A 25780-nucleotide genomic window follows, 5' to 3' on the forward strand; every position below is an offset into this window, starting at 1 on the left:
GAGCTCGAGTGAACGAAAGAGCCCCAGCCGGTTAATTAAATATAATTTCTTTCGCTTGCTCATACCCAAAGCAAGACGAGATAATTTTCTTGCTGTTATCACCCCAAAGAGCGCCTCTGCGCTCTTTGGTATCTATTGTTTAACTATCTCGCTAAATAACCAAGCCGCCATCAATTTTTAACGTTTGACCGGTAATAAATGAAGCGTTATCACTCGCGAGAAAAAGTGCACCATTGGCGATATCTTGTGGTTTACCCATGCGCTTAAGTGGCGTTTTGGCTTTCATAAAATCGAGCACCTTCTCGGGTAAATCGACCGTCATTGGGGTTTCAACAAAGCCAGGGGCGATACAATTAGCACGCACTTGCGCGCCTTTACGCGAGAACTCTTTTGCCCAACCTTTTGTCATGGCAATGACTCCCCCCTTGGTTGCGGCGTAATTTGTTTGGCCAATATTCCCATCTGTACCCACAACCGAAGACATGGTAATAATCGAGCCAATACCAGCAGCCATCATTAACGGTGCAACAGCTTGCGTCATATTGAAAACCCCTTTCAGGTTTACATCGGCAACCATATCCCATTCATCTTCGGTCATTTTATCAATCAGGTTATCGCGGGTAATACCAGCATTATTAACCAAGACATCAACGGTGCCGAACTCCTCATGAATTTTTTCAATGAAATGGGCAATGGCAGGCCTATCACACACATTTAGCTCAATCGCGCGAACGTTTGAATACGTTTCTGTCAGATCTTGCATCGCTTTGGCGTTCATATCACAAACAAACACCATTCTTGCGTCATTCTTAGCAAAAGTTTCAGCAATACAGCGGCCAATCCCCTGCGCAGCACCAGTCACAATACACACTTTGTTCGTTAGCATAACTCCATTCCTTAGGCGTAATTTAAAACAAGCGGTTCAAATACTTACAACGAGACATTTCTTATCATCTGATGATAGTTCAGTTATGCAATTTAATTACCAACATTGCTGCAATTCAGATTTGCATATTTATTTCGAGTGAAGTTGCCGCTCAAGTTCACAGAGCTGAGATGAAATATTTTTGCAATAAGATGCATACCTCTTTTTTGGTATAGTAGCTTGGTGCCACTTGGATATGCCACTGTTATTCACAGCCTTTAACTGACCTATGGAAAGCAAAATGTTAGACAAGGTAGTTTTTTTTCTTCACGTCATTCGGGCGGGATCACTCAGTACTGCCGCTAAGCAATACGGAATATCACCCTCGGCGGGCAGTCGTTGGCTCAATGAGCTCGAAGAGAATATGGGCGTAAGCTTAGTCAAACGAACTACTAGAAAAATCAGTCCAACTCAAGCAGGGCAACGTTTATTTGATCGCTTCAATCAAATCCACGGCCAGATCAACGACGTGTTTGATGAAGTACAAAACCTTAGCCATGAGGATCGCGGAACGATCCGTATCGCCAGTACACCGCTTTTTGCCAAACATTACCTCTCGACAATCATAGGTGAATATGTGCAAATTCACCCTGATATCAACTTCCTCGTTATAGAGACAGCCTTCGATGTTGATCATACCCATGAGGTCGATTTTGCTGTTCGTGCCAATGCAACCTATCGCGGATTTCAAGACAAAGACAGCTTGTTAGTCAAACGTACCTTACTACAAGAACCGCTCATTGCGTGCTGTTCACCGCACTATATTGAACAGTTTGGCGAACCCATTTATCCATTAGATCTTAAGCAGCACCTTTGTTTATACGCCACTACTTTAGTGGGCGGTAATAAATGGATTTTCGAATTAAACGGTGAGTACAGCTCAATTGAGATCCCGCAAACTGTGGAGGCTGATGATAGCGAAATCTTACGAAATATTGCGATTGCCGGCGGTGGGATCGCCTATTTACCCTATTGCTTGATAGGAAAAGAGATTGCAGCAGGGAAACTCGAGCCAATATTGACCAACTATGCCACCAGCCAATTTGAACTAAGTTTATACTTCAAGCCACGCCGACACATGCCAACACGATGCGCCAATTTCAAAGAATACTTGGTTAAACGCACCCCAGAAATAGACCTAGAACGCAAGAAAGGAATGACTCATGCCAATGGCAAGCCATTTACGCAACTGGCTTAATGCCATCCACCAACACGCGCCTAGCTTACCGCTTTCACCTCAAGAGGTTCGTGACGGGCTGGCAACCCTAACAAAGCAACATACAAGTGCCTGTATCGATATGGCTGCTATCGTAGACACTCATATCGCAGACAGCGCTATTGGCTGTCGAATTTACCAGCCATATAAACAACATAGGCTATACGAGCGATCAATAAAGGACAGTAAATGGCAAAAGGATGAGAAGCTTCCCGTGCTTTTGCTATTACATGGTGGTGGGCATTTGTGTGGCAGCATTGATGTTTACGACACCATCAGCCGACAGCTTGCACATCACTGCCAAGCAATAGTTGTCACAATCGATTATCGCCTAGCCCCTGAGTATCCCTACCCTGCAGGCCTCGACGATGCATACCATAGCCTTCTGCATATACACGATACACTCGCAGCTGTGGGCATCAAGCATAGTGACTCCTTACTGTTAGTTGGTGACTCTGCAGGGGCAGCCATGGCAGCAACACTGGCACAGCAACTGCAATACGAAGACAATCCGATGATAAATAGGCTAGTGCTTATTTATCCAAGTTTGGACTATACCCTCAGTGCCCCTTCTTTGGATTTGCATGGACAGGGGTATTTATTAGAAACGAAGAAAATTGAATGGTATTTTGATCAATACTTTACAGAACAAGATGATAGGCACAGCGCTTCTCCTCTTTTTGGGACGCTGACACAAGCACATCCAAAAACCTTAGTGCTATCGGCACAATATTGCCCAATCAAAGATGATGGTAGACGCTATTATCACCGCTTACTTGCCCACAACATAGAAGCGATTTACCTTGAGCAACCTAATACGATCCATGCTTTTTTAAACTTACCGGATCTGATGCCAGAAGCTAACACGCACAGTTACTTAGCCATCAGTAAGTTCTTAGCCTAACTTCAATTTAACTCACGCCCCCATCACAAACACCAAACGACAGGTAATAAAAAACCGGACTAAAAAGCCCGGTTTCTTTATTCAATCTGCTTAAGCGCTAAGCTTATGCATCATTGCGTGGTTTGCGATCTGCATTGCTACGACGGTTGCCGCCGTTGCCGCCATCACGGTTACCACGGTAACCACCACGGTTGTCACCGCCACGGTTACGGTCGAAACGACGCTCACCGCCTTCACGACGCTCGCCATTGCCACCTTCGCGACGACCACGATGACCATTGCCACCGTTACCACGGTTACCACCGTCACGACGACCACCGTTACCACCACGGTGCTCACGAAGTACTTCACCTTCAACAACAACAGCTTTCACATCGTTTTGACGAATGCGTAGCTTCTTAAGTTGTGCAGACACTTCAGCCGTCATCTTCTTAGGAAGTTGAACGTAAGTGTGCTCAGGAGCAAGTTTGATTGCACCAATGAACTCTTTGCTTAGGCCAAGTTCGTTTGCGATTGCGCCAACGATATCTTTAACCTGAACACCTTGCTCACGGCCAACTTGCAGCTGGTAAGTATCCCAGTCAGCGTTGTTGTATGAACGGCGCTCACGACGCTCACCGCGTTCACCGCCACGCTCACCACCGCGATCATCACGACGACGATCACGACGTTGTTTTTCACGCTCGATAGCAGCGATCATTGGGTCTGGACCGTTGTAGAACAACGGACGGTTGCCTTGTTGACGCTGAAGAAGCATTGCAGCAAGTGTTGCCGCATCGACTTCGATAGATTCTTGTAGTTTCTCAACTAGCTCAACAAATGCATCAACATTCGTTTGCTCTTTTTGAGCTGCTAGTTCTTCACCAAGACGGTTCAAGCGAGATGCTGCAACAAGGTCACGGTTAGGAAGTTGAATTTCTTCCATGCGAGACTTAGTTACGCGCTCGATTGTACGAAGCATACGAATTTGGTTAGTACGAACAAGAAGGATCGCCTTACCTGTACGTCCAGCACGACCTGTACGGCCGATACGGTGGATGTATGATTCTACATCGAATGGGATATCGTAGTTGAATACGTGTGTGATACGCGGCACATCAAGACCACGAGCAACAACGTCTGTTGCAACTAGAATATCGATAACACCACGTTTGATGTGATCAACAGTACGCTCACGTAGAGACTGAGGAATATCACCGTGAAGTGCAGCAGCTTTAAAGCCACGAGAAGATAACCAGTCAGCTAGACGTTCGGTATCTTGACGTGTACGTACGAATACGATTGACGCGTCAGTTTCTTCAGTTTCAAGAAGACGGCTCATTGCTTCGTCTTTCTCTACACCTTTAACAACCCAGAACTGCTGCTCTACTTGAGAAACAGTGCGGTTTTCACCAGCAACGTCAATGCGTTCAGGGTTACGTAGGAAACGGTCAACGATTTGCTTAACGATTGGAGGCATAGTAGCCGAGAACAATACACGCTGAGCAGAAGCTGGCGCTTGTTCCATGATCCAAGTTACATCGTCAACGAAGCCCATTTTCAGCATTTCATCTGCTTCATCAAGTACGAAAGTACTTACTTCATCAAGGTGCAGACGGTCACGTGAAATTAGGTCTTTAACACGACCAGGTGTACCAACAACAATGTGAGCACCATTTTTAAGTGCACGCATTTGATCAACGATAGATGCACCACCGTAGATTTCTAAAACTTTTAGGCCCTTGATGTTTTGACCAAGAACTTTAATTTCTGCAGCAACCTGAATTGCAAGCTCACGCGTTGGAGCCATAACAATAGCCTGAGGCTTGTGCTGAGAAAGGTCTACTTTGTTCAGTAGTGGTAGGGAAAACGCAGCTGTTTTACCAGTACCAGTTTGTGCTTTACCTAGTGCATCAACACCAGTAAGAAGCAAAGGAATCGACGCAGCCTGAATAGGAGTAGGCGCAACAAAGCCCATTGAGTCAAGTGCGGATAATAGTGTGTCGGCCAGATCTAACTGACGAAATTCTGTAACAGATTCTTGCATTGGGATCCCAATAAATAATCTAACGTAAAACGGGGCCCCTTCTGCTTTAAGAGTTCTGCAACAGCAACCACAAGCATGGGCCTCGACGATGAGAGGCGCGTATTCTGCGCCATTACTTGATAAAAAGCCAGAAAAAATTGAACACTGTCACAAATTGACTGTTAAACGCCCGTTTTGAGCTGATTTGGGCAAACAGTGCTGTAAAAGTAGCCTAGTTCTTGCTAGTAGCACAACATAAACAGCACGTTAACAAACGATGAAGGAAGGAATAAGCCTAAAAAAACGCCGATGACTATATTCGGAAGGTTCTCATAAACAGGTTTATCTATTAACGGCTTACTAATACCGTAATAAACGATAGGCTTGTCGCACTTATTTACAAACATCCATGATGTTGTTGCTATTGCAATCCAATGGCTTTTACTAAGCTGTGCAATGGCTTTCGCTAGACAGCCAAGACACCACACAGTTACGTCCTTGCGTTTTTGCTGCATACAAGGCTTTATCCGCTAACGCCATTAATGCTTCGCTCATACTAAACGCCCCCTCAGGTACCATGGTATGTATTCCTATGCTCACCGTAGCGCACTGAGTATGTTCCGTATAATGAGGAATACCCAGCGCCACAACCGCACACCTGAGATCTTCAGCAATCAATTTCGCCATTTTTTCATCAACGGTCGGCAGCAAACAAGCAAACTCCTCACCACCGTAGCGGCATACTACCGACTTTTTATAAGGCTCTAGCACCTTTGCGAGCCGAGCTGCGATTTGCTTAAGGCAGTAATCACCTTCTAAGTGCCCATAAGTATCGTTATATAATTTGAAGTTATCGACATCAATCATCATTAATGTCAGTGGAACCCGTTTCTTGGTTGCTATCTCCCAATAGCGAGCAAAACGAAGATCGAAGAAACGACGATTGGCAATACCCGTTAGCCCATCTTGCATCGATAATTGTTCGAGACTGCGGTTAGCATCTTCAAGTGCTCGGTTTGTTGCTTGCAATTCTTGCGTTCGCCTAATAACGCGCTGCTCTAAATCAATATTGAGTTCTTTAATTGAGTCATAATTACGGCGGATCACAATTTGCTGCCCTATCGCAGCGCCAAACAGTTTTAATATTTCTTTTTGATGCTCCGTCAAGGCCTGTTGATTTATCAAGTTATCAACGGCAATCCAGCCGATGCATTCAATACCATTCCACATGGCTATCATGGCATTCCAACCCACCCCCACTTGCTCCTTACCAAAATAGAGCGGAGCATTTTCTTTTACCACTACATGATTTTTATGACTCAAAGCTTCATTGACAAGCGAATGATCTGGGATCTGGCTATTAAAGCTTTTTCGATTCACCAACTGACCTTCAGGGGATGTGCCGTAAGTTCCCAACATCAGATTAGATTTAAAGTCAGTCAGGAAAATCGCCATCCTATCTATACCTAGATAAGCACGTCCTAGCTCTATCGCTTGTCGATAAAGATCGTCTAATTGGGTCGCTTGCGATAATTTCAGCGTAACTTCGTGCAGATTACGCATTAAGCCCAAATAATTGGTGATTGACTGCTTCCGAACCTCTAACTCGGCTTCTATGCTACGCCGCGTAATATTGTGGTGTATCACTTCCTGCTGTAATACACGCGCACTGATATCCGATGCTAGCACAACCAGTAACCTTTCAACGTAATGAAGGCTAGATTCAAAACAGGCTGAATCAACCGTTTCTGCGTAAATATACGCAACATTACGACCATGCATTTGGATCGGCAGCAAAATCTGACACCAGAGATTATCTTCGTTACCCCACAGGGCTTTACAAGGCTTACTCACATAAGCACGAACGAATTCATGATTCTGCTTGGCCTGCTCGAACAAGCCAACCGGTACACCATTATATTCCGTCATCAGCAATGGCTGATTGTAATATCGATAATCGGATTTTCCGACCCAACTGGCAAACACATAGGTACGATCATCTTGTTCTACCAGCAACGTGATCGAATCCAGTTTTAGATCCTGATGCAGCGATGACATTAAACAATGGCACCAGCGCTCCATATTGGCTTGTCTTGCAAGCTGCTCGACTAAATCATTTAGCCCTGTAACATCACAAACAGTCATAAATCACCCTAGCGCCAACACATACCAATCCAGAACAATGGGCGATCTTGATAATGACCCTATCCCCCAGTTCAGCTTGATATTCTTATTTTATTTTTTGTGGCTCTTACAGAATCTTTGTCTGCCCGATTAAATAGCAACAAAGACAGTGGCCTATGCAAATTATTGCGTTTGGATTTGGACTGAACTAGTAACTTTTAATTAGTTTGTGAACTCTGCACAGACGCTTTGCTATAAAAACGATTGATACGACATAAATATGTCATTTGAACACGACCTTTTCTTTCAGTAGCGATAATTCAAACACGGTCTGTAGGTAGGCTAGCGGTCATAACTCAATAAAATAACTCAATCTTCGCTGTAATTTGTGCCATTTACGATAAATCCGTATAGTGTGATGGTTCACATTCTGAGACCAGGTAAAATGTTTCAAGACAACCCACTACTAGCCCAGCTAAAGAAGCAAATTCAAGAGACCCTTCCGAAAAAAGAAGGGACGATCAAAGCCACAGATCGCGGCTTTGGCTTTTTAGAACTCGACAACAGTAAAGACAGTATTTTCATCCCGCCGACATACATGAAAAATGTGATGCATGGCGACCGTGTTATTGCAGTTATTCGAACTGAAAAAGAGCGTGAAGTTGCTGAGCCACAAGAGCTTGTAGAACAATCGCTAACCCGTTTTATCGGCCGTGTTAAGTTGATTCGCAGCCGTTTGCATGTCATGCCGGATCACCCGCAACTAAAAGATGCAATCAAAGCGCGTGCCATCAAAGGACTAAATCCAGAAAGCCTAAAAGAAGGCGATTGGGTTGTTGCAAACCTGAACAATCACCCGCTCGATACCACCAAAGATGCTAAGAACAAGGCATTTTCTTGTATCGTGAAAGAGAAAATCACTGACAGCGGTGACAAAATTGCCCCTTGGTGGGTAACGCTAGCTCGCCACAACTTGCCTAATGCAGAGCCTGCACCACAAGAAAGCTGGTCGATGCTAGATGAAGGCCTTGAGCGCCAAGATCTTACGCATGTGCCTTTCATTACCATTGATGGCGAATCAACCAAAGATATGGATGATGCGCTATACACGGAACAGAAAGAAGATGGTAGTTTCGACATTACCATTGCGATTGCCGATCCTACCTCGTACATCGAAGTAGGTAACAAGATGGATAAAGAGGCCCGCGAGCGTGGTTTCACTATCTACCTACCTGGTCGTAACATCCCAATGCTACCGCGTGAGCTGAGTGACGAACTTTGTTCACTAATGGAAAACGAAAAACGCCCTGCAATTTGTTGTCGTGTTAACGTCAGTCAAGAAGGTGTGATCAGCGATGACATCACCTTCTTTGCGGCATGGATCCAATCTCAAGGTCGTCTTGCCTACGATAATATCTCTGATCTGATCGAAAATGGCGAATGTGAAGGCTTTGAACCGAATGACATCATCCGCCAACAAATCGATGTGCTACACGCATTCGCTAATGCACGTAGTGACTGGCGTGCAAACAATGCCGTTGTATTCCCAGATCGCCCGGATTATCGCTTTGAATTAAGCGAAGACAACGATGTGATCGCGATTCACACCGATCCTCGCCGTACTGCTAACCGCATGGTTGAAGAAGCGATGATCACTGCGAACATTTGTGCGGGTCGTGTACTTCGCGATAAATTTGGTTTAGGTGTATTCAATACTCACGCAGGCTTCAACCCTGAGAAAATTGATACGGCAATGGATTTCCTTACCAAAGCAGAAGCACCATTTACCAAAGAAGAAATTGAAACTTTATCTGGCTTCAGTGCTCTTCGTCGTTGGCTGAATGAGCAAGATACCACTTACCTTGATAACCGTTTACGTAAATTCCAAGCGTACAGCGAAGTCGGTAACCTACCAGCACCTCACTATGCTATGGGCCTAGATGTTTACGCAACCTGGACATCACCTATCCGTAAATACGGTGACATGATTAACCACCGTCTATTAAAAGCTGCGATTACAGGTAACGAATCAAGCCAGAAACCCGATGACACTGTCGGTGATGAAATCGCCGCACATCGCCGTGCCCACCGTATGGCGGAGCGCGATGTATCAGATTGGTTATACGTGCGTTTACTATCAAACGCAGTAAAAGATGAAACTGTCTTTACCGGCGAAATATTTGATATTAACCGTGCAGGTATGCGTGTTCGTCTAATCGAAAATGGAGCAGCGGCCTTTATTCCGGGCTCATTGATCGTTGATAACAAAGAACGCATCGAATGCAGTGGCGAACTCGGCGTCATCAATATTGATAAAGTGCGCGAATACCAACTTGGTGATAGTTTTGAAGTAAAACTAGCTGAAGTGCGTACCGCTACACGCCAACTTGTTGCTCGCCCAGTACAACAGTTTCCAGCCCCTAAAGCCGAGACAAGCGTTGAAGAAAAAGCCTAGTCTTTCGCTATTATGAATGAAAAAGCCGACAGATGTCGGCTTTTTTGTACCCAATGCCCATGTATCCCCACAACAAAAATAATTTACTCCTTGATGTAATTGGTCTCAATTACACTCTTCATACAGGATATTGATCAAGGTGATAAAGCCGATTAAATTTGTCTTCATACCTAGGGATTATCTCGTCTATCGCCTGTTTTACTGTTACCCTTATCAAAAAATAAATAAGAGTAAATATCAGCCATGTCGAACGTTGCTCAAGTTGTACAACAATGGTTAGAAGATGTCGTAATCGGCTTAAATCTGTGCCCGTTTGCAGCCAAACCCAACCGCAATAAACAAATCAAAATTCATGTTAGTGAGTATAGCGATGAAGCGGCACTGCTAGAGGATATCTATCAAGAGTTGCGTAATCTTGATGAGACGCCGCCAACTGAACTGGAAACAACTTTGGTTGTTGCACCTAATATGTTGGCAGACTTTGATGACTATAATCAATTCCTTGATTTAGTCGAAGGCTTGGTTGTACAGCTGAATAAACAAGGGATCTACCAAATCGCGAGTTTCCACCCAGATTACCAATTCTATGGGACGGAAGCTGATGATGCTGAAAACCTAACAAACCGCTCTCCCTACCCTATCTTCCACCTGATTCGAGAAGAAAGCATGGAGAAAGTGTTAAAACATTACCCTGACCCAGAAGGTATTCCCGAACGCAATATTGAGTGCGTGGAAAACCTAACGGCAGAGCAAAAGCGCCAACTCTTCCCTTACCTTATAAAGTAAACTGCCCAAAGGCCGATAACATACTAGCGAGCAGACAAGGCTATTAGATAAACAGTCAAATGATCTCTTGCTAGTATCCATACTTCCAAAAGGAGCCTTATGACTTTGAGAAGCACCCGTTAAGAGAAAGCGATTACATGTTGCCACTATCATTTGATGTATTTAGAAGCGCAGGATTTCGATTTGGGTTACCCGTTTGTTTAGCATTGGGGACCCTCTATCTTCTCGAGTTCGCACAATATACGCTTATCACGTACCAGTCGCTGCTTTTCTCGCTACCATACGTCCTATTCGCATTAGTTATTTTACTTAGCCAGCCTTTTAATCAAGGGCGAACAGGGCTAACCGCGCTCTTAATGGGTGTGGGGTATTATTTCATCCAAAATTACCTACAAGCTCCGCTTTCTAATACCGAAACGAAACTTATTTATGTGTTACTGTCGGCATTATTACCACTGAATCTATTACAGATACATATATTGCCCGACAAACGACTACATTCTCGGTTTGGCGGGTATTACCTGCTGTTCATTGGAATGCAAATAGCGTGGTCAGCCCTCGTCGTTAATCACTTTCGTCATAGTGATTTAGGCTGGCTATGGGACAGTTACTTGTTCACAATTTCAAGCTTCTCGCCTATGCCTATCGTGCTTTTTCTACTCTCGGTAGCCATTACCTTGAGTAGCGCATCAACGATATTGAAACGTAACTTAGGTTCAGATCAAACCGTATTTGTTAGCTTATTGTTTTCTAGCATGACGTTTGTGCTGTTTCAATTTAGCTTTATTTCAAGCACGGCATTCTCTATTGCGGCTTTAATTCTATTACTCAACCTCGTCACTTGTAGCCATGAATTAGCCTTTGTAGACCAACTGACGGGCATACCAGGCCGACGCGCATTAGAAACCGAATTAAAGCACCTTGGCCGCACCTATACCCTAGCAATGCTTGATGTTGACCATTTTAAAAAATTCAACGACACCTATGGCCATAAAACTGGTGACGATGTGCTTAAACTCGTGGCACAAATAATGAGAAATACAAAAGGTGGTGCGCAAATTTTCCGTTACGGTGGTGAAGAGTTCACTATTATGTACAAAGGGAAAGAAGCCAATGAGTGTAAAGGCTTTTTAGATGAACTTCGACAAGCAATAGCCGATTATGACTTAGTGATCCGCGATCATGCGACTCGCCCCGAGAATGCCAAAAAAGGTGAGAAAATGCGGAAAAAAGAAGAAGACAAAAACAATTCAACCAATGTCACCGTTAGTATTGGTGTTGCTGACAGCTTCCCGGATCATAACCCTGATAGTGTCCTTAAAGCGGCTGACCAAGCTTTGTATAAAGCCAAGCAGAAAGGGCGTAATCGCGTAATGCTATAGTGACCTATTTAAGGCAAAGGAATGCCTTAAACGATAATTCGCATCAAAATAACCACTAACAACCACACACCAAAACTGCTGCTTTTTCATACAGCCAAACACCCACCCCATCCCTTCATACTTACAACCTTGTCATGTGTGAACGAGGTGAAATCTAATCGTACTTTACTGCTAGCAAATGGTGTTAGCCCGCGACATACTGCGTGTTTTGTTTATAGTGGTTCGAGACTTTACGGATGAAAAAGCTACTTCTTATCTCCCTTTTTGCTGCCCCAACTTTCGCGTCAAGCAACATCAACGACAACTTCACTCACATTGGTTTTGGTTATAAACATACTCGCTATGCGACAGATGCAATGGCTCCTTACTATAACGATAAATACCAAAATGAAGAGTGGAAAAACCTGGGCGGCTTTTATCTTGATATCAAAGCCGAGCTCTTTGCTGGCGTCTATTTTGAAGGTTATGCAGATGCGACGACACGATTCAGTTCTGATATCGATCAGTGGCAAGCTGGTGTTGGCTTTGCGCCTTACCGTAGTCCATTCTTTAGTATCCCAATGAGCTGCGGTGTGGTGAACTACAGCGCGTCTCGTGACAATACAGCAAGTAACTCAGAACTTGCGCCATATTGCAAAGTGGGTGTACGTACCCAAATAGCCAACCACTGGAATCTAAGCGTTGATGTGCAACAACAGATGTTTGAACAGGCTCGTCAAAGCATCTCGTTTGATAATACTTTCCAATTTGGCCGTGTCTTTGGCTTAGTTGCTGGCCTTGAGCTAGCCAATCGCCATAAAACAGAAATCGGCTACAAATTCGGCATGCAATTTTCTTTCTAATTGAAAGAATAAGTGAAAGAACACCCATAAAAAAACCCGATGAAAACATCGGGTTTCGGTTACCAATAAAACCTATCTTATCTTAGTTCACTAAGAAAGCATCGGTCCAGCTATGCAGCAACGCCAATATAAAGGTAAGTACGGTATCTTAACAGATCGGCGACCAAACCATTAGTTAAGGCCTATACTTGGGAGTGGCTTTCCTCTAAGTGAGAAAGGTCAGCCTTATTATTATTCGAACCATATGCAACTATGCCTAACAATCATTAATTTATAAAATCAATGGTTTAGCAGAGCAGAATAAATACTATCTACAAATCATAGTAGCAGCCTAATCGACTAGATAAAACAAAATAATTCATATTAACAGACGCTTTTCTCATCTCTTAGTTAGTAGCTTATACGCTGAATAAGTTCCCAAAAAATGAGGCGAAAACATAATTCTTTCATTCATTATATACGTTTAAGTAATACCTCAACGTCCTGATGAGAATACAAGACAAGCGGTCAACACCCGTGCGCTAGGTAAGTACACTCCAAGTTTATATAATAAAAAACCCGCCAAATGGCGGGTTTTAGTTTTAATGTTATACCTCTTATTAACTTATCCTTTTACGCCACCAGCTGTTAGGCCACCAACGAGGAATTTCTGAGCTAATAGGAACACTATGGTAATAGGCAGTGCAGATAAGACCGCTGCGGCTGCAAAGTCACCCCATAAGTAGTTCTGAGGGTACAAGTATTGCTGCATACCTACCGCGAGAGTATAAGACCCGACATCGCGAAGTAGTAGTGATGCGACTGGTACTTCAGTCACTGCGGCAATGAAAGAAAGAATGAACACAACCGCCAGGATTGGCACCGACAGTGGCAGTAGCACCATGCGGAACGCTTGCCAAGGTGTTGCACCGTCTAAAGCGGCCGCTTCTTCTAGCGAACCATCAATCGATTCAAAGTAGCCTTTGATTGTCCATACATGCAGTGCGATACCGCCCATGTAGGCAAATACTACCCCACCGTGTGTGTTCATACCGAGGAATGGTACATATGCGCCTAGACGGTCAAACAATGCGTACAGAGCAACAAGCGCCAGTACCGCTGGGAACATTTGGAAAATCAACATAGCACGAAGAATCGTTGCTTTACCGACAAACTTCATACGAGCAAACGCGTAAGCACAAGTTGTTGACAGTGTTACGATACCAATTGCCGTTAAGCCAGCTACTTTCACTGAGTTCCACAGCCAAGTAAGTACAGGGAACGGAGGTGGTGTCACACTACCATCGGCATTTTCTACCGCAATACCTAATGCCAGTTTCCAGTGTTCTAACGATGGATTACTCGGAATTAACTCACCCGATGCATAGTTACCTTCACGGAACGAAATTGCGATAACCATCAACAGTGGGAACATCATAATGCCAAGGAAAATCCACATACCAATGTGAGTCGCCCACAGTCTGTATTTCAATGATTTAGGTTGAACCATAGCCATGTTCTGTATCCCTTACTCAGATTCAAGCTTAGTGAATTTCATGTTCAGTAGCGACAGGCCACCAACCAATAGGAAGATGATCGTTGCGATAGCACCTGCTAGGCCGAAGTCTTGGCCACCTGCACCTTCAAACGCGATACGGTAGGTGTAACTAACAAGTAAATCGGTATGACCTGCTGGCACACTCGTACCAATCATATCTGGTGCACCATTGGTCAATAACTGAATCAGTACAAAGTTGTTAAAGTTAAACGCAAAGCTCGCAATCAGTAGCGGGATCATCGGCTTAACAAGCAGTGGCATTGTAATATTGAAAAAGTTATCAATAGGGCCTGCACCATCCATCGCTGATGCTTCATACAAGTCTTCTGGAATGGCTTTTAATAGACCCATTGCAAGAATCATCATGTACGGGTAACCCAACCAAGTATTCACTATGATAATCATAGTTTTCGCTAAGAATGGGTCAGTAAACCATGCAGGGCTTAAACCAAATAGACCTTCTAATACTTGGTTGATCTCACCAAAGCTTTGGTTGAACAAACCTTTGAATATCAAAATAGAGATAAAAGCCGGCACCGCATAAGGCAGAATCAAGAGCACACGGTAAACACCACGGCCTTTTAGTGCTTCCCAAGAAACAATTTGAGCCAGCACCACACCCACAGCGAGCGTGAGCACAACAGTCAGTGCAGAGAACACAACTGTCCAAACAAAGATTTTTAAGAATGGACCTTGAATACCTGGATCAGTGAAGATACGGGTAAAATTATCCATACCAATGTTAACAATGAAACCTGGCGACAGTGGCTCACCCACAAACTCACCATTTGCGTCAACTTGTTGGTAATGACCAATATCCCAATTTGGTTTTAGTGTGACGTTTTCACGTTGGTTAATCAGTGTTTCGCCATCATCTTGTAGCATGTACAACGGTGTGATCTCAGCAAAGGTACGTAGCCCTGACATCTTCAGTTCTGTGCCTTCTGCCGTTGCTAATGTGATATCAGACAGTGCTGTACGGTTACCAATCACAGTTTTAAGCGGCGCTTTGTTACCTTGTGGGGCTTCACTACGCGTTAATAACACATCATCAACAGGTGGCTGTGCAAGATCAATATTACCTGTCACATACCACTGCTCGCCATCTTTGACCGCAATACTGTATTTGCCATCGTGCTCATACATGGTGAACTTGTAGCTATCGCCACTTTGAAAGCTCTGTTGAAGCAAAACACTTTGTGCACGGTCAAATGTCAGCTGATTGGAACCACTATAGTTAGTGAATGCTAACCCTATGGTATAAAGCAAAGGGAAAATAATGAATAGGATCATCCCAGCCACACCCGGGAAAATATAACGGTGGGCATAGGTTTCTTTACGCGCAAAAACGTACACGCCGAGCGCAGTGACAAATAGCGTTAATAATGCAAAGGCATATTCGCTGCGAGCATACATTAGAATCGTGGCGTAGCCGTTGATTAGACTAACTAATCCTAACGTGGCCCACTTAAGCCATTTCTTATGGTCAAGGCTAGTTTTTTTTGAATTTTCCATATCGGAATCGTCTATCGCCATGTCGGCAGTTTGATGAGACTGCATTAGTGATCCTCACAGTGCTTCTTTCGAGGGGAAGCATGCCTCCCCTCGGGATGGGTAGTGTTACTTGGTAATACGTTCTGCAACAGTGTTTAGTGCGTCATCAACAGATTGACGACCTGTTACTACGTTACCGATAGCCGCTTTTTCTGCGTACCAGAATGCCGACATTTGAGGAATGTTAGGCATAATTTCACCATTCATCGCATTGTCCATTGTTGCGGCAATACGGGTATCTTCGCTTAGCTCAGATTGGAATGATTTCAATGCAACAGCGCCTAGTGGGGTATCGTTATTTACTTTACGTAGACCATCGTTAGTCAGTAGGTAGTTTTCAATAAACTCAACCGCTAAGTCTTGGTTAGGTGATGCTGTGCTGATACCAGCCGTTAGGACACCAACAAAAGGCTTAGAAGGGTTGCCATTTAGTTTAGGAAGAACCGCAACACCGTAATCGATGCCAGCTTTGTCAATGTTGCCCCAAGACCAAGGACCATTGATTGTCATTGCTACTTCGCCTTTGTTGAAACCAGACTCAGCAATTGAGTAATCAACGTCTGGTGCAATCACACCACCATCAACCAATTTTTTCACGAATGTCATTGCGCGTTTTGCGCCATCGTTATTTACGCCCACATCTTTTGCATCGTAGCCGTTAGCGGTAAATTTGAATGCGTAACCGCCATCAGCGGCAAGTACAGGCCATGTGAAGAAGGGTTCTTGTAAGTTCCACATGATGGCTTTTTTACCATCTTTTTGTAGTTCCTTATCAAGTGCGGCCATTTCTTCCCAGTTCTTAGGTGGCGTTTTAATCAATGCTTTGTTGTAAATAAGAGAAAGTGCTTCTACTGCAACAGGGTAACCAACATACTGACCGTTGTAAGACACAGCATCCCAAGTGAAATCAACAAACTGTTTCTTAAAGTCAGCGGATGGTTTCACTTCAGCTAAAAGACCGGCTTGTGCATAACCACCAAAGCGGTCGTGTGCCCAGAAGATGATATCTGGACCGTCACCAGTAGAAGCTTGCTGTGGGAATTTCTCTTCAAGTTTATCAGGATGAGAAACAGTTACCTTAATACCCGTATCTGCTTCAAATTGCTTACCTACTTCTGCTAATCCGTTGTAGCCCTTATCGCCATTGATCCAGATGGTCAATTGACCTTCTTCAATTGCTGCATGCGCACTGATTGAACCAAGAGCTGCTAGGGTACAAAGCGCTACAGTACTGAGGACTTTCTTCATTTTTAACATCCTTCGTGATTGTTATTTTTGGTGGGTATGGCATACCGCTCATACCGCAATTTCAGTCTTAATCATCCATTACTGGCGGGCAAGTCACATCCTCCTATCTACTACGCCCCCGATAGCCAAGAATCAAAAGCGTGATCACGGTCGATATGACTCCGTGACGAAGATCTAATAACCCCTCTATTTTGTGATAGAAAGCACATGTTATTGGGGTATAAAAAAAACCTCATCCTCTTACTTTTCAAAGTGTGATCTAAGTACTCCTCCCCCTCCGTCACCCTATTTTAATTTAACCCAAGGAGGATGTTATTGATTGCCATCTTGATGAAAATAGCGACATACCCAATTGGGTTGTTGAAGATGTTTAACCGCATTGACTGTTATTGTTTTTTGACCGACGTAATTCTGGTGTCGACATACCGCTAGAATTAAACACCACATGACTTCTTGGGGAAGTAAGCCATGTGTGATTGGTAAGGTAGCGGACTAACATCTGCCAGGTGTAGCCGCTACCGCTTTTTCTTCAACATACTCATAAAATTCTTTACCCGTAAGCAGACGTATGAATACCATGCTGCTTACAGGCGACAACAAAACTTAGAGGAATGGCTCGATGACGAGTGTCACTTTACGAAATGTATGTAAAGCATATGGAGATAACCTGATTTCCAAGAATGTCGATCTCGACATCGCTGAAGGAGAGTTCGTTGTATTCGTTGGGCCATCAGGTTGTGGTAAATCAACACTACTTCGCTGTATTGCAGGCCTAGAAGATATCACCTCTGGTGATTTGTTCATTGGCGACAAACGAATGAATGATATTCCACCGTCAGAACGTGGCGTGGGTATGGTATTCCAATCTTATGCACTTTATCCGCACTTAAACCTATTTGATAACATGTCATTCGGGATGAAATTAGCAAAAGCAGATAAAGGCGAAACCAAAAAGCGTGTCGATCATGCCGCCGACATCCTACAGCTTGGTCATCTACTAGAGCGTAAACCTAAAGCTTTATCAGGTGGTCAACGTCAGCGTGTTGCTATTGGCCGTACGCTTGTTGCACAACCTGATGTGTTCCTATTAGATGAACCACTGTCTAACCTTGATGCCGCACTGCGTGTTCAAATGCGTATCGAGCTATCTAAGCTGCACAAACAGCTTGGTAGCACCATGATTTACGTAACCCATGACCAAATTGAAGCCATGACAATGGCTGATAAGATTGTCGTGCTGGACGATGGTTTTGTTTCGCAGGTGGGTAAACCACTTGAGCTTTACCATTACCCACAAAACCGCTTTGTGGCGGGCTTTATTGGCTCACCAAAAATGAACTTCATGAGTGTGTTCATTGAGCAGGCAGAGAAAGACCGTGTGATGGTACAACTGGCCAATGGCAAAGCGTTCTGGATCCCTGTCGATGGTACAACCGTCACCCGTGGTGAACGCATGTCGCTTGGTATCCGTCCAGAGCACTTAGTTCCATGCGCTGAAGGGGATGCATGTATCGAAGGTAAAGTACAAGTTGTTGAAAAACTTGGCCATGAAACCCAAGTTTACCTCGGCCTTAGTGGTGTAGATGCTAACTTTATTTACCGCGAAACAGATACACTAAATATTGAAGCAGGTGATAATTTCGAAATTGGTATCCCAGCAAACCGTTGCCACCTATTCCACAGCGATGGTAAAGCATGTCAACGCCTGTACAAAGAAGACGGCATTTAATCGCCATAAATAAACGAATGTAACGATCCCCCTTTACATGCGTAAGAAAAAGGCAGCGAGTTAATCACTCACTGCCTTATCTTTTTAGGGCTAGCCTAAAGCACTGGTGACTTGAATGAATCTGGTTTTAGCGTAACCACCGAACAGTCTAGCTGATTCAAAATAGATTCCGCGGTATTCCCCATCAGAAAACCAGCAATTCCTTCCCGCGAAAGCGAGCCAAGAATGACTAAATCGATATCGCTATTTACGACATATTCAGGTAATACTTCACGGGTCTCGCCTTCAAGCAATTTAACATCGGTAGTGATGGCACTATTCTCATAAGGCTCCAACAAAGATTGTAGCCGAGTCATGCGATCATCCCGCATACTCTTGGAAAGCAAAGCAATATCAATATCTTCATATCTGTTCCACTTTCTCAAAAAGCCCTCAGACTCTAATCGCCAAGCGTGGCATAAGATAAGTTCTGCACCAAACACAGAGCAAATATCTGATGCTAACGATATGATCTTATGATTAAAACTCTGGTAATCTTGGTTCGTTAAATCAATAGCGGCAACAACACGCTTCACCGATGCAATATCAGTACTGATCGACCAAATTGGCACTTCAGATTTTCTCATCAAATTCAGCGTATTACTGCCTCTCTGACAGGCAATAGCCTTATCAGGTCGATGAGAGTCAATCACGACCATGGTCGCCTGTAACTCTTTGGCTTCTTTGATAATTTCAATGTAAGGAACACCAATACGAATTTTAGTTTGAAACTTAATATTGGCGTATTGGCTTTTTAGCAACTGAATATGCTCGTTCAGCGCTGCATAATAAATTTTGGTCGCTTCATCCAAGATATTGAGTGTTGTTCCTGAATAGCGATAAATTTCTTTAAACTCAGCAAGATCTTCAATCACAGTGAGTAAAGTAACATGCGAAGAACATTGATCAGCTAGCTTCAACGCTTGATGAAGAGAATCATTAATGGGCTGTTCTGGCACAATGGGGAACAATAGTTGAATACATTTCATACAAGCTCCTGATCGTACTATACGGTAGTCGCATTGCTTGTTAGCCTACAATGCAGAAATATTAATTAGCATAGATAAACAGTCGCAATAAGTCATTAGACGCAAAGTGGTTATATGTAGCGAAAATAGGAAAGCCCCACCATCGCTTATAAAAGCAATAAATGGGGCTTTGATATTGCACTGAAAACAAACTTCAGCCGTTATTCAACATGATTACGAAGAAACTGCGACATTTTCTGTCTCAACTAATTCTCGCTGTTTGACTAAATCATTAAATTCAATGCGTGCAGCTTGTGCTAGTTCAGACGCTTCAATTTTTTCTTCTTTAGCCAGCATCGCTTCATTGGTTAGACGATCCAATTCATCCAGCAAATCTTGTGGAATGGCATCTTCTTCACTTTCATGCACGCCTTTGGCAAGCGCTGCAGCACGAATGGCCTTTTTGGTTTTCCAAATTGCATTCAGTGCTGTTCGCTCATTCACGGCCGCTTCGATTGCAACGTCTTTTAACTGTTCAAACTTTGAAAACGCCATCCCTTCTTTTGACCAAGGATCGATCTCAGGCAGATCTTCAATGTTGATCACAGGATCTTCATAACCATCTTGATGGGTTAAATCCAATGTCGCTGCTTTAACCGCCGATATCATCAACATCACGGCAATCACAAGCAGTGGTAAACCACCGACAATCGCTGCCGTTTGTAGGGTGGATAAACCGCCCATGAACAACAGAACCGCCGGCATGAATGATAATGCAAACGCCCAGAATAGGCGGTTCCAACGCATTGGATCACCCGTTACATTTTTTTGCACCACAGAGGCCAAAATGTAAGAGATAGAGTCAAAGGTTGTCGCGGTGAAAATTAAACAAAGCAACGTAAATACCGCAATCACTAAAGTGCTGAATGGTAATTGCTGCAAAATAGAGAATATTGCCTTGTTTGCACCTTCCGAATTAAGGATACCAACAACATCCAAGGTACCAGACAGTTGTAGTGATAAACCATAGTTGCCCAAAATCATGAAGAATAGGAAACAGCCCATAGATCCAAAGAAGATCGAACCTGTCACCATTTGCTTAATAGTACGACCACGTGAAATACGGGTAATAAATAAGCCCATGCTTGGTGCAAACACTAGCCACCATGCCCAGTAGAAGATTGTCCAATCTTGTGGGAAGTGGGTATTTTCAAATGAACCATAGCCACCAAAAGGTTCAGCCCATGTCGCCATAACAAAGAAGTTTGATAGCATACGGCCTAACGAATCTAGACCCGTTTCCAACATGAAAATAGTAGGACCTGCAACCAGAATAAACGCAAGTAAGCCAATCGCTCCCCAAAAGTTGATGTTACTCAGTAGTTTAATGCCTTTTTCCATACCAGCATAAGCGGAGTAACCAAAAATCGCGGTACAAACAAAGAGCACACCAATTTGTGTCATCATGGTTTTCGGTATACCAAATAGGTAATTAACACCTTCTGTAATCAAAGGCGCGGCAAGGCCTAATGTGGTTGCACCACCACCTAGCAAACCAAAGATAAACAGCACATCGATCACTTTACCTATCCAACCATGACTACGTGCTTCACCCAGCACTGGCATTAAGGCGGCGGATACTTTTAGTACAGGTTGCTTACGCACATAAAAAAAGTAAGCCATAGGGATCGCTGGCACCAAATAAATAGCCCATGCAATAGGCCCCCAGTGGAAGATACCGTAGGTTGCCGCCCAACGAACGGCCTCTTCGCTACCAGGCTCTAACTGAAAAGGTGGGCTTTGGTAGTAGTACGCCCATTCAATTACGCCCCAAAATAAAATACTGGCACCAATACCGCCACAGAAAAGCATGGCAGCCCAAGAGGCGGTTTTAAACTCTGGTTCTTCATCGCTATCACCCAGTTTAATCTGACCAATATCAGAAAAAACGATATAAATCATAAAGAAAAATGATGCGAGACCTAGACCAAGGTATAAAAACCCTAGCTTATCCGTCATGAATGTTTTAGCAATCGCAATCCATTCTGCGCCTTCAGTTGGGAAGATAAGGAGTGGTAGCACAACCGCTATCAGCATGCCTAACGCACCCAAAAATGTGGGTTTATCAATTAATTCAAAGTGTTTATTGCGAGTATTCACTGTGTCTCCTTACAGCGATAAGATCAAATCTGAATACCGCGATAATCAAGACTTCCCACACCAATGACAAACGAACTATTTCATCGTCTTAATCAATAAAATTACTGATAAATCATCCCTACTGTAACCCTGTTTTTATCTAATAAAATCTCCGTTTTATCAGGAGGGAAAACCACGAAAAAGCCGTTATAGCTAAGAGGAAAAAATAACAGAACTGACATAAACTGATAATGAAAGTCGGTCTAACACCTATCTGAATAAGTCAATATTCGGGTAATGGCATAGCTATAAATCATTGGAGGATTTCTAATGCACAATAAAGAGAGACTCGAAGATATCGAACTCCGTATTGCAACGGCATATGAAGAAGGTAATTACTACGAAGCTGCTTTACTCGAGAAAAAACTGGCTGAATATAGAGGAAAATCCAACCTTTATGATAGTAACGAACCCTACTCCATCGAAGGGCGGGCTTTTTTTGATGAATGATCTACTTCATTCAACAGCTGATTCAATGTAAAGCGCCTTTTGCTCCCGAAACAGCATAAGGCGCTTTATTTATTATTTCATGTCATGAAAGAAAACACCGTCGTAACGGTCTTTTTATCTGAGTCACTTCACCATAAGGATTCAGTATGTTTAGCAAAACCGTTATTGCCACTTTAGCCCTAGGCTTCAGCTTTTTCGTACAAGCGGATTTACAGAACATCGGTCACTTTACTGCTAACGGCACCTATCAACCGGGTTATGCCAACTATAGTCATGCCCGTGAAAGATCAAGTGGCGTGGCTAGTGAACCACTCTCTATCAACCATCAAGCGAGAACGGGGGCCATTGAACCCAATTACGTTAATTACCCAATACAGACACGCACACATCGCACCGCCACTTCTGGTGATCAGCTTTCTAAGATTGGGAATTATAAAAATGGCATTTATGAACCCGGTTATTTAAATCACCAACACATCAGAAATTAAATTCAATTAAAGGCATTTGTTTTTCATATTCAAATGCCTTTTTAATATTCAGTGGTCTGCATACAGTTATGAGTATAAAACTGTGATGAAAATCTTATTATCAACACTAAATAGAAAATAAATTGTGAATTGATCACAGATATAAATTCACATCACTCATTAACAATTGCCGTCTCGTCACAATTTTTATTCATGGTAAAGTGCAAAACGTTTAATACGCCTATCTCATCCCCCTGGGGAATGACTTCTTGCGTGATTAAGTTCAAATTAATTACATGACCATGATCACACCTTTTTTATTTAAGTGATCTTCACCACGTTTAATAAGCATCTCTGCTCTATTTTCCTTTATGAAATAACAAAGTGTGATCTACACACTCCTCCTCCCTCCTCCTCCTAAAATTAATATCTCGGAGGAGGATGCTGTTAATTAACCGCAGGCGCACAATTGCTGTATCCAATTACGGATAAGAGTTTTATTGCTGAGTTCACTCTTTTTCTCGCATACACATTTGAGATTTGGCCTCACGGTCGGCGGGAGGAACACCCTGATTCCCGCCAATTCTTTGCAAAGCCTTCATGAAATAAAGGCTTTGCAAAGAATTATAAAAAGGGCGGTTTCATCAGCCTAATTGTTATAACGGAAAAACAACAAGAACATAATGTTTCACTTAAGGAGTTACAAATGAAGATGAGCAAAATCTGCCTAACAGCTGCGGCTGTATCAGCAGCTTTAGTATCAGCCTCTGCAATGGCATCTGATGGCGTTGATTTCCATGGTTACATGCGTGCCGGTGTTGGCATCAGTGGCGACAATGGTGCAAACTATTCTTACGAGAAAACTAAAGTTGGCCGTCTAGGTAACGAAAACGACGTATACGGTGAAATTGGTCTAGGTAAAGAAGTTTACAACCAAGACGGTGCATCTTTCTACGTTGATTCAATGCTTGCTGTTTCTGCTAATGGTTCTAGCGATTGGGAAACATTAGATGGTAAAGAGGATTCAATTGCTCTTCGTCAATTCAATGTTCAAGCTAAAGGCCTAATCGCTAGCGATTCAGAAGCCGTGCTATGGGCAGGTAAGCGCTACTACCAACGCCATGACATTCACATCTCTGATTTCTACTACTGGGATACGTCTGGCGCAGGTGCTGGTATTGAAAACCTATCTGTAGGTCCAGGTAAACTATCTGTAGCTTGGCTACGCGATGACGACGGTAAAGTTAACGGTAATAACTTCGACGTTCGCTACAGCGGTATCAACCTATGGTCTGACGCTAGCCTTGAAGTAGGTATCAACTATAACAAAGCGAACCCAACAGATACTCAAGACAAAGGCGTTGAATTCAAAGACAGTGTAATGGGTACGGCTGAATTAACTCAAGGCAACCTACTTGGTGGCTTCAACAAAACTGTACTTCAATACGGTACTAACGGTTTTGGTGAGCAAATGGCTGCTCTAGGTGCAGGTCACTACACAAACACCAAATCTGATGACGGCGTAAAAGGTTACCGAATCATCAACTGGGGTGTGGTAGCACCAACAGAAAGCTTCGAAATTGGTCACCAACTTGTATACGCAGCATCTAGCTACGATAGCCAAGATGATCACAAAATCTGGAACGCAGTGGTTCGCCCTATGTACAAATGGGACAACCACATGAAAACTATCTTCGAAGCCGGTATCTTCGATGAGAAGAATGCACCAGAGAATAATACAACAAAAGACAAAGCAGGTAGCAAATTGACGGTTGCACAAGCCTGGTCTGCTGGCTCTAGCTTCTGGGCTCGTCCTGAACTACGCGTATACGCTAGCTACTTAAAAGATAGCAAAAACGACAAAGCATTCGGTGATAAAGACTCTGAATACAGTGTTGGTGTTCAAGTTGAAGCATGGTGGTAAGCACTTCGCTTCTCTAGCATAAAATCACAGCTGGCCTAACTAGGCCAGCTGTATTTGCTTTGTGTATTCGTTATTTTAGACAAAGCAAATACAGTCAAAGGTGGTAATAATTATGAAAAAAACCTTCCCTATGTTGCTATTAGCTACCTTGCTAAGCGGTTGTGTTACGTCGCAAGATGTAGTGACTACGGCTGCCCCAAACCAAGTAGAAAAAAACCTACAATCCATTGACCAAATTACTTGGACCCCAATACAACTACCAAGTACGACTAAATTTACAATTGATGGCACCAGCCAACACTTAAATAATCCCCTAAGTAAAAGTGGCATCGCCGCATTTACAGTCCCAGCCAACCGCGGAGCAATTACCATTGAGCTAAAAAGCTACGCGAATAAAACGATCTACTCGCCAACAATCCAAATTTACAACAGCAAAAACCAATTAGTACAAGAATATACTTCAGCACAATTTAAATATGAGCCAGCGGCTATGCTGGAAGATGATCGCTTAGTAGGTAAATTTACTTTTCTACCACCACTAACAGAAAAAGAAGCTCGAATCCTCGTATTTTCCACACCAGAAGATATTGTTAAATCAACCACCGTACTGCACCCTGCAAAAGCTTATGCTATAGCTCGTAGCACTCAGCCACCTGAAATTGCAGATCCTATCGTGCAACACAGTGGCTCTAAAGGGCAGTTTTCACTCATGCTGTCTTCACCGAGCATGGCTAATAACCAAATAGTAAGTAACGGCCCTGCGGGTGACCATGCACCAACAATAAAAGAAACTAAAGGTTACTACTTGAATTCCATCGAGAATGCAGTGAATAATGGTGATCTTAATAAAGCGATGAAACTACTTGATGAAGCAGAGAGACTGGGTATTGCCGATGCACGACCAACCTTCATTAATGCCGTTGAAGCGAAGAAATGATAACAATCAGGACATTTATTCAATCACTATCATGACTTTTTGGCAGGGTATCCGCTGCTAATGATAGTGTGAATATTACAAAGGCTGCC

General features: G+C 43.4%; 19 protein-coding genes. 11 read left to right on the forward strand and 8 right to left on the reverse strand.

The window, feature by feature from the left end; all coding sequences use genetic code 11:
• Nucleotides 1-151: 151 nt before the first annotated feature.
• Nucleotides 152-886, reverse strand: coding sequence for a 3-oxoacyl-ACP reductase FabG (gene fabG, locus L4C35_RS07270; protein ID WP_428462254.1), 735 nt, complete (start codon nt 884-886; stop codon nt 152-154).
• A gap of 280 nt (nt 887-1166) precedes the next feature.
• On the opposite strand from fabG, the gene L4C35_RS07275 reads away from it, so the two are divergent.
• Nucleotides 1167-2123, forward strand: a complete 957-nt coding sequence (locus L4C35_RS07275; RefSeq protein ID WP_428462255.1) for a LysR family transcriptional regulator — start codon at nt 1167-1169, stop codon at nt 2121-2123.
• Nucleotides 2089-3045: an alpha/beta hydrolase fold domain-containing protein gene (locus tag L4C35_RS07280; RefSeq protein ID WP_428462256.1), complete on the forward strand. Its 957-nt coding sequence runs from the start codon at nt 2089-2091 to the stop codon at nt 3043-3045. The genes L4C35_RS07275 and L4C35_RS07280 overlap by 35 nt, the downstream gene beginning before the upstream one ends.
• Nucleotides 3046-3148: 103 nt before the next feature.
• Here L4C35_RS07280 and L4C35_RS07285 read toward each other — a convergent pair whose 3' ends face one another.
• Entirely contained in the window at nt 3149-5071 is a 1923-nt protein-coding gene (locus L4C35_RS07285) for a DEAD/DEAH box helicase (protein WP_428462257.1), read from the reverse strand.
• A 423-nt stretch (nt 5072-5494) separates the two neighbouring features.
• Complete coding sequence (locus L4C35_RS07290; RefSeq protein ID WP_428462258.1) at nt 5495-7195, reverse strand: sensor domain-containing diguanylate cyclase; 1701 nt, start codon at nt 7193-7195, stop codon at nt 5495-5497.
• Nucleotides 7196-7619: 424 nt separating this feature from the next.
• Between L4C35_RS07290 and L4C35_RS07295 the strand changes: the two genes are divergently transcribed.
• From L4C35_RS07295 to L4C35_RS07310, 4 genes are all read left to right on the forward strand, one after another.
• The gene (locus tag L4C35_RS07295) at nt 7620-9629 is read left to right on the forward strand and encodes an exoribonuclease II (RefSeq protein WP_428462259.1); all 2010 of its coding nucleotides are present in this window, start codon (nt 7620-7622) and stop codon (nt 9627-9629) included.
• Between the two features lie 243 nt (nt 9630-9872).
• Nucleotides 9873-10415, forward strand: coding sequence for a DUF1415 domain-containing protein (locus tag L4C35_RS07300; RefSeq protein WP_428462260.1), 543 nt, complete (start codon nt 9873-9875; stop codon nt 10413-10415).
• A gap of 137 nt (nt 10416-10552) precedes the next feature.
• Nucleotides 10553-11797, forward strand: a complete 1245-nt coding sequence (locus L4C35_RS07305; RefSeq protein ID WP_428462261.1) for a GGDEF domain-containing protein — start codon at nt 10553-10555, stop codon at nt 11795-11797.
• A 236-nt stretch (nt 11798-12033) separates the two neighbouring features.
• On the forward strand, nt 12034-12639 hold the full coding sequence (locus L4C35_RS07310) for a hypothetical protein (RefSeq protein WP_428462262.1): 606 nt from the start codon (nt 12034-12036) through the stop codon (nt 12637-12639).
• 604 nt (nt 12640-13243) lie between these two features.
• Here the strand turns inward: L4C35_RS07310 and malG are convergent.
• Genes malG through malE form a run of 3 tightly spaced genes read right to left on the reverse strand, consistent with a single transcriptional unit; the run spans nt 13244 to nt 16978 of the window.
• Nucleotides 13244-14134, reverse strand: coding sequence for a maltose ABC transporter permease MalG (malG, locus tag L4C35_RS07315; protein ID WP_048897535.1), 891 nt, complete (start codon nt 14132-14134; stop codon nt 13244-13246).
• 12 nt (nt 14135-14146) lie between these two features.
• A complete protein-coding gene (gene malF / locus L4C35_RS07320) occupies nt 14147-15736 on the reverse strand; it encodes a maltose ABC transporter permease MalF (RefSeq protein ID WP_428462263.1) in 1590 nt (529 codons plus the stop codon).
• 60 nt (nt 15737-15796) lie between these two features.
• Nucleotides 15797-16978, reverse strand: coding sequence for a maltose/maltodextrin ABC transporter substrate-binding protein MalE (gene malE / locus L4C35_RS07325; protein WP_428462264.1), 1182 nt, complete (start codon nt 16976-16978; stop codon nt 15797-15799).
• Nucleotides 16979-17597: 619 nt separating this feature from the next.
• Here malE and malK point away from each other — a divergent pair.
• Nucleotides 17598-18707, forward strand: a complete 1110-nt coding sequence (gene malK / locus L4C35_RS07330; RefSeq protein ID WP_428462265.1) for a maltose/maltodextrin ABC transporter ATP-binding protein MalK — start codon at nt 17598-17600, stop codon at nt 18705-18707.
• A gap of 95 nt (nt 18708-18802) precedes the next feature.
• On the opposite strand, the gene L4C35_RS07335 is transcribed toward malK, so the two are convergent.
• Nucleotides 18803-19735, reverse strand: coding sequence for a universal stress protein (locus L4C35_RS07335; protein WP_428462266.1), 933 nt, complete (start codon nt 19733-19735; stop codon nt 18803-18805).
• A gap of 213 nt (nt 19736-19948) precedes the next feature.
• Entirely contained in the window at nt 19949-21874 is a 1926-nt protein-coding gene (locus L4C35_RS07340) for a BCCT family transporter (RefSeq protein WP_428462267.1), read from the reverse strand.
• 309 nt (nt 21875-22183) lie between these two features.
• Between L4C35_RS07340 and L4C35_RS07345 the strand changes: the two genes are divergently transcribed.
• The 4 genes from L4C35_RS07345 to L4C35_RS07360 all read left to right on the forward strand — a co-directional run bounded on the left by L4C35_RS07345 (nt 22184) and on the right by L4C35_RS07360 (nt 25691).
• Complete coding sequence (locus L4C35_RS07345) at nt 22184-22363, forward strand: hypothetical protein (protein WP_428462268.1); 180 nt, start codon at nt 22184-22186, stop codon at nt 22361-22363.
• Nucleotides 22364-22509: 146 nt separating this feature from the next.
• Nucleotides 22510-22851 (forward strand): hypothetical protein, encoded by a 342-nt coding sequence (locus L4C35_RS07350; protein ID WP_428462269.1) that lies wholly within the window; start codon nt 22510-22512, stop codon nt 22849-22851.
• A gap of 691 nt (nt 22852-23542) precedes the next feature.
• Nucleotides 23543-24754, forward strand: a complete 1212-nt coding sequence (locus L4C35_RS07355; protein ID WP_428462344.1) for a maltoporin — start codon at nt 23543-23545, stop codon at nt 24752-24754.
• Nucleotides 24755-24866: 112 nt separating this feature from the next.
• Nucleotides 24867-25691 carry a MalM family protein gene (locus tag L4C35_RS07360; RefSeq protein ID WP_428462270.1) on the forward strand — a complete coding sequence of 275 codons (825 nt, stop codon included), beginning with the start codon at nt 24867-24869 and terminating at the stop codon, nt 25689-25691.
• Nucleotides 25692-25780 lie beyond the last annotated feature (89 nt).

Origin of the sequence: Photobacterium kagoshimensis, from assembly GCF_050337045.1 — a bacterium.
Classification (GTDB): domain Bacteria; phylum Pseudomonadota; class Gammaproteobacteria; order Enterobacterales; family Vibrionaceae; genus Photobacterium; species Photobacterium kagoshimensis.

Excerpts from the sequence above, each read along its gene's own strand:
- fabG (WP_428462254.1), bottom strand. The coding sequence starts at position 886 with ATGCTAACGAACAAAGTGTGTATTGTGACTGGTGCTGCGCAGGGGATT.
- L4C35_RS07275 (WP_428462255.1), top strand. The coding sequence starts at position 1,167 with ATGTTAGACAAGGTAGTTTTTTTTCTTCACGTCATTCGGGCGGGATCA.
- L4C35_RS07280 (WP_428462256.1), top strand. The coding sequence starts at position 2,089 with ATGCCAATGGCAAGCCATTTACGCAACTGGCTTAATGCCATCCACCAA.
- L4C35_RS07285 (WP_428462257.1), bottom strand. The coding sequence starts at position 5,071 with ATGCAAGAATCTGTTACAGAATTTCGTCAGTTAGATCTGGCCGACACA.
- L4C35_RS07290 (WP_428462258.1), bottom strand. The coding sequence starts at position 7,195 with ATGACTGTTTGTGATGTTACAGGGCTAAATGATTTAGTCGAGCAGCTT.
- L4C35_RS07295 (WP_428462259.1), top strand. The coding sequence starts at position 7,620 with ATGTTTCAAGACAACCCACTACTAGCCCAGCTAAAGAAGCAAATTCAA.
- L4C35_RS07300 (WP_428462260.1), top strand. The coding sequence starts at position 9,873 with ATGTCGAACGTTGCTCAAGTTGTACAACAATGGTTAGAAGATGTCGTA.
- L4C35_RS07305 (WP_428462261.1), top strand. The coding sequence starts at position 10,553 with ATGTTGCCACTATCATTTGATGTATTTAGAAGCGCAGGATTTCGATTT.
- L4C35_RS07310 (WP_428462262.1), top strand. The coding sequence starts at position 12,034 with ATGAAAAAGCTACTTCTTATCTCCCTTTTTGCTGCCCCAACTTTCGCG.
- malG (WP_048897535.1), bottom strand. The coding sequence starts at position 14,134 with ATGGCTATGGTTCAACCTAAATCATTGAAATACAGACTGTGGGCGACT.
- malF (WP_428462263.1), bottom strand. The coding sequence starts at position 15,736 with ATGCAGTCTCATCAAACTGCCGACATGGCGATAGACGATTCCGATATG.
- malE (WP_428462264.1), bottom strand. The coding sequence starts at position 16,978 with ATGAAGAAAGTCCTCAGTACTGTAGCGCTTTGTACCCTAGCAGCTCTT.
- malK (WP_428462265.1), top strand. The coding sequence starts at position 17,598 with ATGACGAGTGTCACTTTACGAAATGTATGTAAAGCATATGGAGATAAC.
- L4C35_RS07335 (WP_428462266.1), bottom strand. The coding sequence starts at position 19,735 with ATGAAATGTATTCAACTATTGTTCCCCATTGTGCCAGAACAGCCCATT.
- L4C35_RS07345 (WP_428462268.1), top strand. The coding sequence starts at position 22,184 with ATGCACAATAAAGAGAGACTCGAAGATATCGAACTCCGTATTGCAACG.
- L4C35_RS07350 (WP_428462269.1), top strand. The coding sequence starts at position 22,510 with ATGTTTAGCAAAACCGTTATTGCCACTTTAGCCCTAGGCTTCAGCTTT.
- L4C35_RS07355 (WP_428462344.1), top strand. The coding sequence starts at position 23,543 with ATGAGCAAAATCTGCCTAACAGCTGCGGCTGTATCAGCAGCTTTAGTA.
- L4C35_RS07360 (WP_428462270.1), top strand. The coding sequence starts at position 24,867 with ATGAAAAAAACCTTCCCTATGTTGCTATTAGCTACCTTGCTAAGCGGT.